This is a genomic window from Thioalkalivibrio sp. ALE14 (genome assembly GCF_000376845.1).
GTDB lineage: Bacteria > Pseudomonadota > Gammaproteobacteria > Ectothiorhodospirales > Ectothiorhodospiraceae > Thioalkalivibrio.
Genome location: NZ_AQXY01000027.1, coordinates 142,002 through 156,241, shown reverse-complemented (window position 1 = coordinate 156,241; position 14,240 = coordinate 142,002). Strand labels below are relative to the sequence as shown.

General features: G+C 67.1%; 10 protein-coding genes. 7 read left to right on the top strand and 3 right to left on the bottom strand.

Annotation, left to right across the window (positions count from 1 at the left end):
* Positions 1-3 precede the first annotated feature (3 nt).
* Positions 4-1,587, bottom strand: a complete 1,584-nt coding sequence (locus tag F572_RS0107510; RefSeq protein WP_017942149.1) for a PAS domain-containing methyl-accepting chemotaxis protein — start codon at positions 1,585-1,587, stop codon at positions 4-6.
* A 312-nt stretch (positions 1,588-1,899) separates the two neighbouring features.
* On the opposite strand from F572_RS0107510, the gene F572_RS0107505 reads away from it, so the two are divergent.
* Together F572_RS0107505 and F572_RS0107500 are read left to right on the top strand one after the other, a co-directional pair.
* The gene (locus F572_RS0107505; RefSeq protein WP_017942148.1) at positions 1,900-3,213 is read left to right on the top strand and encodes a DEAD/DEAH box helicase; all 1,314 of its coding nucleotides are present in this window, start codon (positions 1,900-1,902) and stop codon (positions 3,211-3,213) included.
* A 335-nt stretch (positions 3,214-3,548) separates the two neighbouring features.
* Positions 3,549-4,778, top strand: coding sequence for a methyl-accepting chemotaxis protein (locus F572_RS0107500; RefSeq protein WP_017942147.1), 1,230 nt, complete (start codon positions 3,549-3,551; stop codon positions 4,776-4,778).
* Positions 4,779-4,856: 78 nt separating this feature from the next.
* On the opposite strand, the gene F572_RS0107495 is transcribed toward F572_RS0107500, so the two are convergent.
* A complete protein-coding gene (locus F572_RS0107495) occupies positions 4,857-6,335 on the bottom strand; it encodes a DUF255 domain-containing protein (protein ID WP_017942146.1) in 1,479 nt (492 codons plus the stop codon).
* A gap of 190 nt (positions 6,336-6,525) precedes the next feature.
* Here F572_RS0107495 and F572_RS0107490 point away from each other — a divergent pair, with 190 nt between their 5' ends.
* The 5 genes from F572_RS0107490 to F572_RS0107470 all read left to right on the top strand — a co-directional run bounded on the left by F572_RS0107490 (position 6,526) and on the right by F572_RS0107470 (position 11,857).
* Positions 6,526-6,990, top strand: a complete 465-nt coding sequence (locus F572_RS0107490) for a phosphate-starvation-inducible protein PsiE (RefSeq protein ID WP_017942145.1) — start codon at positions 6,526-6,528, stop codon at positions 6,988-6,990.
* A gap of 167 nt (positions 6,991-7,157) precedes the next feature.
* The gene (locus F572_RS0107485) at positions 7,158-7,934 is read left to right on the top strand and encodes a hypothetical protein (RefSeq protein ID WP_026143041.1); all 777 of its coding nucleotides are present in this window, start codon (positions 7,158-7,160) and stop codon (positions 7,932-7,934) included.
* 87 nt (positions 7,935-8,021) lie between these two features.
* Positions 8,022-9,120 (top strand): peptide chain release factor 2 gene (prfB, locus tag F572_RS0107480; protein ID WP_155983898.1). Its coding sequence is split into 2 segments (ribosomal slippage): positions 8,022-8,093 and positions 8,095-9,120, totalling 1,098 coding nucleotides; the frame shifts between segments, so codons are not numbered across the junction.
* Positions 9,121-9,144: 24 nt separating this feature from the next.
* On the top strand, positions 9,145-10,635 hold the full coding sequence (gene lysS / locus F572_RS0107475) for a lysine--tRNA ligase (protein WP_017942142.1): 1,491 nt from the start codon (positions 9,145-9,147) through the stop codon (positions 10,633-10,635).
* A gap of 94 nt (positions 10,636-10,729) precedes the next feature.
* Positions 10,730-11,857 carry a PQQ-dependent sugar dehydrogenase gene (locus F572_RS0107470; RefSeq protein ID WP_017942141.1) on the top strand — a complete coding sequence of 376 codons (1,128 nt, stop codon included), beginning with the start codon at positions 10,730-10,732 and terminating at the stop codon, positions 11,855-11,857.
* A gap of 112 nt (positions 11,858-11,969) precedes the next feature.
* Here the strand turns inward: F572_RS0107470 and glgB are convergent, their stop codons facing one another.
* Complete coding sequence (glgB, locus tag F572_RS0107465) at positions 11,970-14,183, bottom strand: 1,4-alpha-glucan branching protein GlgB (RefSeq protein WP_081602025.1); 2,214 nt, start codon at positions 14,181-14,183, stop codon at positions 11,970-11,972.
* Positions 14,184-14,240 lie beyond the last annotated feature (57 nt).

Sequence of the window (14,240 nt, the reverse complement as noted above, 5' to 3'; positions counted from 1 at the left end):
CTTTCAGCGATGTCTTGCCCAGAATTGCCGGGCGAGGCCCTGCAATCCTGTGGCGAGCTGTGCGACCTCACGGGCAGCGGCCTCGCTTTGGTCGGCGCGGTTCGCTGTCGTGTCGGCGGCGTTGCGGATGGAGTCGACCCCGCGGCGGATCTCTTCGCCGGCGGTCCCCTGTTGTTCCACGGCGGCCGCGATCCGGGTGCTCATGTCGCGGATCTGCCCGACGCCCGTGGTGATATTGTCCAGTGCCGCCGCGGCCTGTTGCGCCTGTTCGACGCTGGTTTCGGCCTGAGCCCGGCTTTGCTCCATGGTGGACACTGCCGCCCGTGCGCGATCCTGAAGACGCTCGATCATCTGCTGGATTTCGGCGGTGGAGTCCTGAGTCCGACTGGCCAGTGTGCGCACCTCGTCCGCCACTACGGCGAAGCCACGGCCCTGTTCGCCGGCGCGCGCGGCCTCGATCGCCGCGTTGAGGGCGAGCAGGTTGGTCTGCTCGGCGATGCCGCGGATGACGTCGAGTACGCTGGTGATGTCCTGGCTGTGCTGGTCCAGTTCGGCCATTACACCGGAGCCATCGCGGATCCGCTTGCCCAGGTTCTCGATCGCCTGAGTGCTCTCGCCCACCACGGCGCTTCCGGCACCGGCTTCGCGGTCGGTCCGATCCGCTGCATCGGCGGCACCCTGGGCGCTGCGCGCGACTTCCTGCACGCTGTTCACCATCTGCTGGGTGGCACTCGCCACCTGTTCGGTCTCGGTCTGTTGATGGTTGCAGGCTTGCCGGCTGTCACCGACCGCGGTCACCAGGGCGTCGGCTGTCCGGGTAAGGCGTTCGGCCGCATTCCCCATGCGCCCGACGACCGCGCCGCCCTCTGCCTCCAGCATCTCCAGGGCGAACAGGAGCTCGCCGGCCTCGTCGGTGCGACCGGTGTAGATGTACTGGCTGACCGGGTTGCTGGCGATGCGGCGGGCGTGGGCCACGGCGCGGCATAGCGGCGTCAGGCTGGTCCAGAGGAGCAGGCCCCCGACCAGCAGGGCGGTCAGAGTGAAGACCAGTGCGGTCCCCAGGGTGATGCTGGTCAACGCGATGCTTGCAATCAGGCCGGCCAGCACGCCGCCGGCCACCGATGCGACCGCCTTGGTCTTGATGCCAATGCGTGGCAGACGCAGCGCCAGGGGCATCCGCCCCTCGCGCAGGGCGGCGTAGACGGATTCGGCCTTCTCTACCAGGTCGCGCCGCGGCTTGGTCCGCACGGACTGGTATTCCACCGTTTGACCGTCCTCGGTCACCGGGGTCACATAGGCACTGACCCAGTAGTGGTCGCCGTTCTTGCAGCGGTTCTTCACCATGCCCATCCAGGATCGCCCGCCCTGAATGGTCTGCCAGAGGTCCTGGAATGCGGCAGGGGGCATGTCCGGGTGGCGGACCACGTTGTGGTTCTTGCCCAGCAGCTCTTCTTCCTCGAAGCCGCTGATGTCGATGAACTCCGGATTGACGTAGCTAATGGCTCCCTTGAGGTTGGTGGTGGAGAGGATGTTGGCACTCTCCGGGTAGTCCACCTCGATCCCGGTGATGGGCAGATTGCGTTTCATTGTGGTTCCCCTGCTGGCCGATCTGTTGTTGTTGGCGTCGCGTCGGCCTGACCGGTGCTGCGTAGGCATCGGTTTCTTTTATGGATAGGAAGCTAGCCGATATTCCCTCACAAAACAAATATATATCTAGGGGATTATGGAAGCGGTGTCTTTTCATTGACGAAAGGCGTATAGTGCGCGCATCGAACGCCCCGCCCGTCAGCGTCCGTTCATCTGATCCAGAGCCATTCCGGTTCACAGTGATCCCCCTGATTTCGTTTCCCCCGATGGGTGCTCTTGTTGAACGAGTGGCGGGTAGCGTTGGAGCATTCCATGACTGATACGACCTTTGCCGACCTCGGGTTGGCCGATACCCTTTTGCGCGCGCTGGAAGCCTCCGGGTACCAGCACCCGACCCCGATCCAGGCCCGGGCGATCCCCGAAGTCCTGAAGGGGGGCGACCTGCTGGCCGCCGCCCAGACCGGCACCGGCAAGACCGCCGGCTTTACCCTGCCGATCCTGCAGCGCCTGTCCACCAGCGATGCGCCCAAGCCCGGTGCGGGCCGCCCGCGCTGCCTGGTGCTGACCCCGACTCGGGAACTGGCCGCGCAGGTGCACGACTCCGTGAAGACCTACGGGCGCAACCTCAAGATGCGCTCGATGACGATCTTTGGCGGCGTGAACATGAACCCGCAGATCAAGGCCCTGCGCGACCGCATGGACATCGTGGTGGCGACCCCGGGGCGTCTGCTGGATCACGCCAACCAGAAGACCATCGACCTGTCCGGCGTGGAGATCCTGGTCCTCGACGAGGCCGATCGCATGCTGGACATGGGCTTCATTCGTGACATCAAGAAGTTGATCGCGATGATGCCGAAGAACCGCCAGAACCTGATGTTCTCGGCGACTTTCTCCGACGAGATCCGCAAGCTGGCCAACGGCTTGCTGACCCGCCCGGCGGAGATCGACATCGCCCCGCGTAACACGGCCGCCGAGAGCGTGCAGCAGAGCGTGCATCTGGTCGAAACCAGCCAGAAGCGCGAGCTGTTGAGCCACCTGATCCGAACCAATAACTGGGAACAGGTGCTGGTATTCACCCGCACCAAGCATGGCGCCAACCGCCTGGCCGAGAAGCTGTCGAAAGACGGCGTGCGCTCGGAGGCGATCCACGGTAACAAGAGCCAGGCGGCGCGCACCAAGGCGCTGAAGCAGTTCAAGTCCGGCCAGGTGCCGGTGCTGGTGGCCACGGATATCGCCGCGCGCGGACTGGATATCGACCAGCTGCCGCAGGTGGTCAACTTCGAGCTGCCGAACGTGCCGGAGGACTATGTGCACCGCATCGGCCGCACCGGGCGTGCCGGTTCCGCCGGTGCCGCGCTGTCGCTGGTGGACGGCGAGGAGATCAAGCTGCTGAAGGGCATCGAGCGCCTGATCCAGCGCCCGATCGACCGCATCGAGACCGAGGGCTTCGCCGCGCCGAAGCCGGCCGCCAATGACGGTAACGCCAACCGCCGCGGTGGCAAGCCGGGCGGCGGTGCCCGCAATGGTGCCCCGCGCAACGGGCGCGGTGGCAAGCCCGGCGGCGGTGGTCGCGGGGGTAACGGCCGCCCGTCCGCCAGCGGCAATCGCGCGGCGCGCGGTCGCTAGTCCGACTCGCCAGCGTAGTACCGCGAACCCGCGGCCCCGATTTCCGGGGCCGCGGGTTTTTTGTGCCTCTGCGCTGGGACTTTGGCTCAAGGGCGAAAAGCTCTAACAGGAAGATGGGAAGGCTGGTTTAATTGGGGCGCCGAGGAGTACAGGACGATCCTGTAAGCCCAGGTGCCAGCCGATCCTCGGCGCCCACCCGAAAAATCTTCTTGTCTTCCCATCTTCCTGTTAATCGCCCTTGACCTTGATCACGATGGGGATCGTTGGGTGGTGGATACTGTGCCGACTCAAGGGCGGGGCCGGCTGGTCGTTAAGGGACGGAAAGGAGGGCGTCGATGAAGATTGGACCGTTGGGTGGGCTGCGACTGAAGCTGATTATCCTGGTGATCGTGGTGAGCACGGTGCCGCTTTCGATCATGGGCGGGGTGACGTTCCACACCATGAAGGGCGATCTTGCCGCCGGGGTCGACGAGGCCCTGGTGACGCAGCTGTGGTGGCTGCTGTGGGCGCTGTGGGTGATCGCGTTCGTGGTGGCGCTGGGCATCGGCTGGTTCTACGCGAACGTGCTGACGCGGCCCCTGGAGCGCCTGGCCGAGGGTCTGGAGGCGATTGGCGAGGGGCGCGCCGATCTCGGGCACCGAGTGGAGGTCACCACGGACGACGAGATCGGGCGCACCGGGGAGGCCTTTAACACGGTGATGGGCCGGCTGTCCGGGTTGATCCGGCAGGTCGCGGATGCGGCCGACGGCATCGCGGCCTCGGCGCGCCAGCTGGAAGGGCGCAGCAACGAAATGACGCGGGCCACCCACGAGCAGCGTGGCGACGTGGAGCAGGTGGTTACGGCGATGAACCAGATGTCCGCGACCGTGCAGGAGGTGGCCAACAACACCCAGAGCACCGCGGAGAGCGCCGGTCAGGCGACCCGGGCGGCGGAAGGCGGACGCACCGTGGTACAGGCCACGCAGGGCGCGATCAATACCCTGGCCGGGGAGATCCGCCAGGCGAGCAACGTGATCGGCGAGCTGAAGGGCGACAGCGACAACATCGGCACCATCCTGCAGGTGATCGAGGAGATCGCCGAGAAGACCAACCTGCTGGCCCTGAACGCGGCGATCGAGGCGGCGCGAGCCGGCGAGGCCGGGCGGGGATTCGCGGTGGTGGCCGACGAGGTACGTCATCTGGCGCAACGCACGAATGACTCGACCGGCGAGATCCGCGAGATCATCCAGCGCCTCCAGGGCGGGGCGACCCGTGCGGTGCAGGCGATGGAGGTGAGCCAGCAGCATGCCGAGACCTCGGTGGAAAAGGCTGGCGAGGCCGGCGAGACCCTGGAGTACATCCACGACTCGGTGACCGCCATCGACGACATGACCCGCCAGGTGGCCAGCGCGACCGAGGAGCAAAGCCAGGTGGCGGAAGAGATCAACCGCAACATCCACCACATCAACGACATCGCCGTGCGCAATGCCGATGGGGCGAACGAGATGCAGCAGGCGGTGGAGGCCCTGGAGGCCCTGGCGCAGCAGCTACAGGGCGAGGTCGAGGGCTTCCGTCAGCAGGGCTGAGCGCGTTGCCGCCGGTGTTGCCGGTGCGTCTCCCGCGGGCTTGGGCGCGGGGGGCTCGCGGAGACCTGAAGTCGGGGTTCAGAAGCCCCGGCGCAGGGCGTCGAATCCGAGGGCGACGTCGTCAGGATCCGCGCCCGGCTCGATGCGCAGGCGTTCGCGCACCGTGTCGCGGTCGATATGGGAGGCCTCGACGGCATCCTCCGGCAGGCGGTAGAGCCACCAGGCCAGGGCGGCCTGGGTGCGGGTCTCGGACCAGGGCTCCAGGTCCGTCCCGATGCGTTCGGCGTGGGCACCCAGATCCTCGTCGAAGAACGGTTCCAGACGATCCAGGGCGGCGATCGGATCGGGCAGGTCCGGGCGTTCCCCGCCCAGTGCCTCGGCAGCGCGGGCCAGTTCCTGGCGGGCAATCTCCGGCCAGATCTGCGAGGGCAGGTAGCCTTGCATCGCCGGCCGCCCGGTGGCGGTAATGCCGTGGAGGTAGCCGTTGCGGGTAAGCAGATAGCGATCCAGCGCGTCCAGCGCCTCGCGCGCCCAGTCGAGCGTGTCGCGGTCGTCCAGCACCCGGGCCATGTTGGCGAGCGCCGCAATGGCCTGGCCGGATGTGTCCGCATAGGTATTGCGGTCGACCCTCGGCGGGGCGGTCTGGGTACGGGTTTCCGGGTCCAGCTGATAGTAGTCGCGGTCGGCGTACTGGCTGTTGCCGAAGCGCAGCTGGCGGGCGTCCCACAGGTGGTCGCGCAGGTAGTCGCGGATGCCGCGCGCGATCTCCGCGTAGTGTTCGTCGCCGAGGTGATCATGGGCCTCGGAGAACAGCCACAGGAAGGCGGCGTTCTGGTCCAGGCGCTTCGAGGTCTCCAGGGCCAGGACGGGGTCGCGCTGGTCCGGATCGTGGAAGAAGAAGAAACCGCCCTCGACCTCGTCGTAGAGGTCCTCCGCGATCTGGTCGAGCAGGCCCGGCATGCGGTCATCCCAGGCATCGGCACCAAGAAGGAAGCGGTAGGTCCAGGGCTGCGGGCGCTTGCTGAGGGTGCCGAAGGTGGCGCTGCCGCTCAGGCGGTCGGCGCGGTTGTCATAGACCTCGTCCAGCATCTCCATGAAGGCGTCGAGATCGGCAATCGCCGCATCGTCCGGCGTGATCTCGCGGCCGGTGACCGAGAACATGTCACGCTGCGCCTGGAGGATGCTCTCGAGGTCGCGGGCGGTCACGTGCCCGGTGAACCGGGTCAGCATCTCGTCCTCGTGATTCACGATGACCACGAAGGGCAGGCCGCGCCCGCCGTAGCGTCGGAACAGGTCCGCGCGTTCGTCCAGATCGACCAGCACCGGGATGTAGTGTTCGTCGATGGCATCCACCACCGAGGGGTTCTCCAGCGACTCGTCCTGGAAGTCGCGGCACCATGTGCACCACTGGCCATGGAAGTAGAGGAAGATCGGACGCTCGCGGGCCTCGGATTCTGCGAACAGCCCGCTGTCCCAGTCCTGCCAGTCGATGCTCGAGTCGGTCGGATAGTCTGCCGCGGTCACGGGTGACAGCAGCAGGAGCAGGGCCAACCCCATAAGGAGGGCAGGAACGCCGGACCGGCGGTGGCGAGGCGAGGACAGCGGAATGGGAGGGACGAATCGGTGGGTCATGGCAGCGGCCCGATGGTAAAGGTGCCTGTGGTTATAGACCACCGGGCACAGGCCGCGTTCCTGCACGGATGCGGGTGATACGATGGCGCGAGTTTTCGCGCATCAGGGGAAGTGCATGAACGTCGAACGCGCCGGACGCCGCGCCCTGCATCACGTCGAGGTGGCCGTGCTGGTCGTCATCGCGGTGGCCACCGTGATCGCGATCCTGCAGGAGATCGCCAGCATGATCTCGGCAATGTGGGTCGGGCTTGCCGACCTGCTGTTGCTGTTCATCTTTCTCGAGGTGCTGGCGATGGTCGGGATCTATCTGCGATCCGGGCGCCTGCCGGTGCGCCTGCCCATCTACATCGCGATCGTCGCGCTGGCGCGTTACGTGATCATCGACATGAAGGACATGTCGGTCTGGGAGCTGATCGCGGTGACGGCGGGGGTCCTGATCCTCGCCGGGGCCGTGCTGATCCTGCGCTATGGCCATATCCGCTTCCCCTACGATGACGAGGGCCGGATCACCCCGGGCATCGAGAAGGATCCCGCGAAGGAACAGGATGCGCCGAGGGGACGCTACGGGTCCGATCAATGACCGGGGGCGGAGCGGACCAGCGGGTGATCGTGCTGCTCCCGGGCCTGTGGGCATCGCCGGGGGCGACCGCGGGTGATGGATCGCCCGCAGTGCGGCGTCTGGCCCGCTGGCTCGGTCGCGCCAGGCCGGCGGAGGCGCTGGCGGGGGCTTGCGGCTGGGAGGCGGCATTGGCCGAAAGGCTGGGCTATCGGCCGCGGGGAACGGGCTTGCGGACCTGGCTGGCGCAGCCGATACAGCTGACGCCGGGGATGAAGGACCTGGTGGCCTCGCCTGTAGAACCGGTGGCGGACGCCGATCGCCAGGCCCTGTGGGCGGCCGCGCAGCCGGAACTGGAAGCGGCCGGCGCAAGCCTGAGCCTGGGCGACGACGGCCTGTGGGCGCTGCGCATGGACGCGGAGGGGGAGGCCTCGGGCCCGCCGCCGTCGGTAGGGCTCGGGCGGTCCATGGTCGCCCACTCGCTGGAGGGCGATGTGGCGCGGCGCCTGCAGGTCCTGGCGACCGGCTTGCAGATGGCCTGGTTCCAGCATCCGGTCAATCTGGAGCGCGAGCGCCAGGGGTGCGGTGCGGTGCACGGGCTCTGGTTGTGGACGCCGGGGTATGCCGGTGGCCCCACCGATGTGAGCCGGGTATGCGGGGCCGGGGCGATCGGCCGCTGGCTGGCACAGGGCGCCGGCATCGACTGGTGTCCGGACCCAGCCTGCACGCCGGCGGAGGCGGGCGACACGGTGGCGGTGGTCGACGCCCTCGGGGCGCCGCCGTCACCCGAGCGACGCCTGGAGCTGCTGGAATCGGTCGCCGACGACGTGGCCGCGCCCCGGGTGCGCGACCTCCTTCGCGGTCGTCTGCGAGCCCTCGAGTTCGTGGACCCGCAGTGCGACGACCCTGTGCTGCGGCTCGAACGTCGCCACGCGCTGGCCTTCTGGCGACGGCCACGGCGGCCCTGAATCGGTGTGCGGGTGTTATACTGCGCGGCTTTTCTCGCCACGTGATGGAACGTGCCGCGCGCTTCGCGGCACCCGACGGAAACTGCCATGGAACTGAACGCGCTGTATTCCCGAATCGATGACCTGAAGGGCCGTCTGGATGCCCTTAGGGGGTATCTTTGACTACCCTGCCAAGGAAGAACGGCTAGAGGAAGTCCAGCGCGAGCTGGAGCAGAACCCGGATATCTGGAACGACCCGGAGCAGGCCCAGGCCCTGAACAAGGAGCGCGCCCAGCTCGAGGGTGTGGTCGTTAATGTCCGCGAGATCGGGACCCAGCTGGACGAGAGCCGGGATCTGCTGGAGATGGCCGAGGCGGACGATGACGAGGAAACGGCGGCATCGGTCGAGGCCGATGTCGAGGCGCTGACCGCGCGTATCGAGGGCCTGGAGTTTCGCCGCATGTTCTCCGGCGATATGGACGAGGCCAACGCCTACCTCGATATCCAGGCCGGTTCCGGGGGCACCGAGGCCCAGGACTGGGCCAACATCCTGCTGCGCATGTACCTGCGCTGGGCCGAGCACAAGGGCTTCAAGGCCGAGGTGATCGAGCTCTCCGAGGGCGAGACCGCCGGGATCAAGAGCGCGACGGTGCACATCCAGGGCGAGTACGCCTTCGGCTGGCTGCGCACCGAGACCGGCGTGCACCGGCTGGTGCGCAAGTCGCCGTTCGATTCCGGCAACCGGCGGCATACCTCGTTCGCGTCGGTGTTCGCCTCTCCAGAGATCGACGAGAACTTCGAGATCGAGATCAATCCCGCGGATCTCCGGGTGGATACCTACCGCTCCTCCGGCGCGGGTGGCCAGCACGTGAACACCACTGACTCGGCGGTGCGCATCACGCACGTCCCGACCGGGGTGGTCACTGCCTGTCAGGCCGGCCGCTCGCAGCACAAGAACCGCGAGATGGCGATGAATCAGCTGCGCGCCAAGCTCTACGAGCGCGAGCTGCAGGAGCGCAACGCCGAGAAACAGGCGGTGGAGGACACCAAGTCCGACATCGGCTGGGGCAGCCAGATCCGCTCCTATGTGCTGGACCAGTCGCGGATCAAGGATCTGCGCACCGGCGTCGAGGTGGGCAATACCCAGGCCGTACTCGACGGCGATCTCGACCCCTTCATCGAAGCCAGCCTGAAGAGCGGCTTGTAAGTATCCCTATTGGCGGAATTCGCGATGACCGAAACCACTGACGAGAACAAGCTGATCGCCCAGCGCCGCGCCAAGCTGAACGAGCTGCGTGCGGCCGGCCCGGCCTTCCCCAACGACTTCCGCCGCGACGCGCTGGCCGCGGAGTTGCATGCGGCACATGACGAAACCGAGGGCGAGGACCTGGAGGCGCAGGGGATCCGCGTGGTTGTGGCCGGGCGCATGGTCGGCAAGCGCGTGATGGGCAAGGCGAGCTTTATTCGCCTGCGCGACCAGTCGGGCGATATCCAGCTGTTCGCCGAGCGCGACCGGTTGCCGGAGGGCGTCTACCCGGCGTTCAAGCAGTGGGATCTGGGGGACATCGTTGGCGGGCAGGGTACGCTGTTCAAGACCAAGACCGGCGAGCTGACGGTCAAGCTGGATGAGCTGCGCCTGCTGACCAAGAGCCTGCGCCCGCTGCCGGAGAAGTTCCATGGCCTGACCGATCAGGAACAGCGCTATCGCCAGCGCTACGTGGACCTGATCACCAGCCCGGACAGCCGCGAGCTGTTCCGCACCCGCACCCGGATCGTGCGCTACATCCGCGAATACTTCGAGCGCGAGGACTTCATCGAGGTGGAGACCCCGATGATGCAGGTGATCCCGGGCGGCGCGACCGCGCGGCCGTTCGCCACGCACCACAATGCGCTGGACATGCCGCTGTACCTGCGCATCGCGCCGGAGCTGTACCTGAAGCGTCTGGTCGTCGGCGGCTTCGAGAAGGTCTTCGAGATCAACCGCAATTTCCGCAACGAGGGGCTGTCCACCCGGCACAACCCCGAGTTCACCATGCTGGAGTTCTACGAGGCGTTCGTGGACTACCATGCGCTGATGGACCGCACCGAGACGTTGCTGCGCGGGCTGTGCGAGGACGTGCTGGGCACGACCACCATCGAGTACCAGGGCGAGACCTACGATTTCGGCCAGCCGTTCACCCGCATGACGGTTCGCGAGGCGATCCTCGAGCACAATTCGGAGATCAGCAGCGAGGACCTCGCGGACATCGACAAGGTGCGCGCCCACTGCGAGCGTCTGGAGATCCCGATCAAGGCGAGCTTTGGGCTCGGCAAGCTGTGGACCGAGATCTTCGAATACACCGCCGAGAACAAGCTGCGCCACCCGACCTTCATCACCGCCTATCCGACCGAGGTCTCGCCGCTGGCGCGGCGCAACGACGACGACCCGTTCGTGACCGATCGCTTCGAGTTGTTCGTCGGTGGGCGCGAGATCGCCAACGGCTTCTCCGAGCTCAACGACCCCGAGGACCAGGCCGAGCGTTTCCAGGCCCAGGTCGCGGAGAAGGACGCGGGCGACGACGAGGCGATGCACTACGACGCCGACTACATCCGCGCCCTGGAATATGGCCTGCCGCCCACGGCCGGCGAGGGCATCGGCATCGACCGCCTGGTGATGCTGCTGACGAACAGCCCGTCGATCCGTGACGTGCTGCTGTTCCCGCACCTGCGCCCGGAGGCCTGATTCGGCACACCACGCCGTCGCGTGAACAATCCCCCGGTCGTCGTGTCCCATTTCTGCAATGGCAGATAACGGGAGGTACGGCATGCGAGAGGCAATGACACGAGGCTACGCCATCCGCACCGGTGCGCTGGTCGCGGGGCTGGCGCTGGTGGGCTCGGCCCTGGCCGGCGAAGTGGTCGAGGAAGGCATCTCGAGCGAGTACGAACAATTCGATCTCGTGCGGGTAGCCGGTGGTCTGGAGCATCCCTGGTCGGTAGCCTTCCTGCCGGACGGCGGCTATCTGGTGACCGAACGGACGGGTGCGCTGAAACAGGTGCGCGATGGCGAGGTGAGCTCGGTCGAGGGTGTGCCGGAGGTCGTGGCGCGCGGCCAGGGCGGCTTGCTGGATGTCGTGCTGCACCCGGACTTCGCGGCGAACCACCGGGTGTATTTCACCTATGTCACCGGGGATTCCGACCAGTCCTACACCGCGCTGGGGCGCGGGCGTCTGGAGGACGGGGCCCTGCACGAGGTGGAGGAGCTGTTCCGTCAGGACCGGGGCGGCAGCAATCCGGGCCACTTCGGTTCGCGGCTGGCCTGGCAGGCCGATGGCACCCTGTTGATGACGATCGGCGATCGTCGGCAGGAAGACCCGTCCCAGGACCTTTCTGCACATACCGGGTCCCTGCTGCGCCTGACCGAGGATGGCGAGGCCCCGGCGGACAACCCGTTTGTCGACCGCGATGATGCCCAGCCACACATCTTTGCCTATGGCCTGCGCAATTCGCAGGGTCTGGTGGTGGATCCGGCGGACGGCACGATCTGGCTGACGGACCATGGGCCCCGGGGCGGGGATGAACTTAATCGCATGGAAGCCGGGGGCAACTACGGCTGGCCGGTGGTGTCGCGGGGGCGCGACTACCGGTCCGAGGAACCCTTTGGCGAGGCGCGTCACGACGCGGACATGATCGACCCGGTCTACGAGTTCCTGCCGACGCTGGCGCCGTCCGGGCTGGCGATGGTGACCGCGGATCGCTTCGAGTCCTGGCAAGGCAATCTGCTGGCGGGTGGCCTGCGTGCCGAACGGATCCTGCGCATCGTGATCGAGGACGACGAAGTCGTGCACATGGAAGAGCTGCTGCACGGCAAGATCGGGCGCATTCGTGATGTCCGCGAGGGACCGGAGGGGCACATCTATGTGCTGACGGACCATTCGGATGGCGGGCTTTATCGCCTGGAATGAGCCCGATCCCGATCCCGAGCCCATGGCCGGCATTGGTGCCGCGAGTTCCGGGCCCGCACGGGCCTGCAAACAGGAGCCGGTCTTAGCGGCTTCGGCCCGAGGCGCCCCGACGTCAGTCGCCGGCTGGCTCCAGTAACAGGGCCGCCAGTGGCGGCAGATGCAGGTAGAGCGTCGCGGGGTGCCCGTGGCGTTCCACCGGCTCGGCATAGGCCTCCGCCGGGCCGCGCGAGCCCCCACCGTAGACCTCGGCGTCGCTGTTCAGGGTGACCCGCCAGCGCCCGGCGTGGGGCGCGGGTACGGGGTAGGCCGGGCGCTCCACCGGCGTCAGGTTCAGCACCACTACGACCTGGCGGCCCTGGTGGTCGCGGCGCACGAAGCTGAGGGTGGAGTGCTCGGCGTCGTCGCAGTCCAGCCAGTCGAAGCCGTCCGGCTCGAATTCGCGGGCGTGCAGGGCCGGGTCTTCACGGTACACCCGGTTGAGGTCGCGCACCAGGTTCTGCAGGCCCTGGTGCAGCGGGTACTGCAGCACGTACCAGTCCAGTTCGCGATCCTCCGACCATTCCGGACCCTGGCCGAATTCCTGGCCCATGAACAGCAGCTTCTTGCCGGGGTAGAGCCACTGCCAGCTGTAGAGCAGGCGCAGGTTGGCGTGCTGTTCCCACTCGTTGCCGGGCATGCGGCCGCGCAGACTGCGCTTTCCGTGTACCACCTCGTCATGCGAGAACGGCAGGACGAAATTCTCGCTGTAGGCGTAGAGTTGGCCGAAGGTGAGCTGGCCATGGTGGTGGGTGCGGTAGATCGGGTCCATCCCGAAATAGGTCAGGGTGTCGTGCATCCAGCCCATGTTCCACTTCATGGTGAAGCCCAGCCCGCCCATGGAAGGCGGGCGGCTGACCCCCGGCCAGGCGGTGGATTCCTCGGCGATCATGGCGACGCCCGGATGACTGGTCTGGACCGTCTCGTTCAGGTGGCGCAGGAAGTCGATGGCCTCCAGGTTTTCGTTGCCGCCGTGGATGTTGGGCAGCCAGTCCTCGCCTTCGCGGTCGTAGTCGCGATAGAGCATGGAGGCGACGGCATCCACGCGCAGGCCGTCGAGGTGGAAGTCCTCGACCCAGCATAGGGCGCTGGAGAGCAGGAAGTTGCGGACCTCGGGGCGCGAGTAGTTGAAGATCAGCGTGCCCCAGCCGCGGTGCTCGCCGATGCGCGGGTCGGCGTGCTCGTACAGCGCGGTGCCGTCGAAGCGGGCCAGCGCGAACTCGTCGCGCGGGAAGTGGCCCGGGACCCAGTCGAGGATCACGCCCAGTCCGGCCTGGTGGGCCTGGTCGACGAAGTAGCGAAAGTCGTCCGCGTTGCCGAAGCGAGAGGTGGGGGCGAAAAACCCCGTGCTCTGGTAGCCCCAGGAGCCGTCGAACGGGTGCTCGGTGATCGGCAGCAACTCGAGGTGGGTGAAGCCCAGGTCGCGCGCGTAGGGCACCAGACGCTCGGCCAGGTCGCGGTAGTTGGGCCATTCGCCCTCCGGGCTGCGCTGCCAGGAGCCCAGGTGCACCTCGTAGATGCTCATGGGCCGGTGCTTCCAGGCCTCGGGATCGCGATTGCGCATCCAGTGGTCGTCGTCCCAGGCGTAGCGGCTGGGGGGCTGGATCCGCGAGGCGGTCTCGGGGCGGAGCTGGTAGGCGCGGGCGTAGGGATCGGCCTTCAGGTGCAGACTGCCCTGGTCGCGGTTGCGGATCTCGAACTTGTACAGCGTCTCCGTGGCCAGGTCCGGGATAAAGAGCTCCCATATGCCGCTGCCGGGGTGGACGGTCATCGGGTGGCAGCGGCCATCCCAGCGGTTGAAGTCACCGACCACCGAGACGCGCTCGGCGTTGGGCGCCCAGACGGCAAAGCGCACGCCGTGGATGCCGTCGCGGGTGAGCGGATGGGCACCCAGCATGCGGTGGGCATGCCAGTGGCGGCCTTCGGCGAACAGGTGGCGGTCGAATTCGGGGATGTCCGGCGCGAAGGCCCAGGGATCGACCTGCTGCAATGTTGTCGTGCCACCCTCGGCGTGCCACTCCAGCTGCGGGTGCGCGGGGAGGTCGTCCGACGGGCCTTGCCACAGGAACAGCCCCGGGTACCCGGCGGCGGGTTCCAGTGAAGCGGGGCGACCGTCACAAAGTGTGATGGACGCCGCGTCCGCGTGCGGCAGCCAGGCTCGGTAGCAGATGGTTTGTTGATCCAGCGCATGGCGGCCGAGGACGCTATGGGGATCATGGTGTCGCGCCTCGGCCAGACGTCCCAATGAATCGGCGACGGAGCGGGTGCATTTGTCGGGGGCTGTTGCCATACTCGGATCAAGCTCGCGTTTCGGAGGTGGAACAGCAGGGTTCGGGTTGGATTGGCC

Bases quoted from the DNA above. Each gene is read 5' to 3' on its own strand.
- F572_RS0107490 (WP_017942145.1), top strand. From the start codon at position 6,526: ATGAACGTCGAACGCGCCGGACGCCGCGCCCTGCATCACGTCGAGGTG.
- F572_RS0107470 (WP_017942141.1), top strand. From the start codon at position 10,730: ATGACACGAGGCTACGCCATCCGCACCGGTGCGCTGGTCGCGGGGCTG.
- F572_RS0107500 (WP_017942147.1), top strand. From the start codon at position 3,549: ATGAAGATTGGACCGTTGGGTGGGCTGCGACTGAAGCTGATTATCCTG.
- F572_RS0107495 (WP_017942146.1), bottom strand. From the start codon at position 6,335: ATGGGGTTGGCCCTGCTCCTGCTGCTGTCACCCGTGACCGCGGCAGAC.
- F572_RS0107505 (WP_017942148.1), top strand. From the start codon at position 1,900: ATGACTGATACGACCTTTGCCGACCTCGGGTTGGCCGATACCCTTTTG.
- F572_RS0107510 (WP_017942149.1), bottom strand. From the start codon at position 1,587: ATGAAACGCAATCTGCCCATCACCGGGATCGAGGTGGACTACCCGGAG.
- lysS (WP_017942142.1), top strand. From the start codon at position 9,145: ATGACCGAAACCACTGACGAGAACAAGCTGATCGCCCAGCGCCGCGCC.
- glgB (WP_081602025.1), bottom strand. From the start codon at position 14,183: ATGGCAACAGCCCCCGACAAATGCACCCGCTCCGTCGCCGATTCATTG.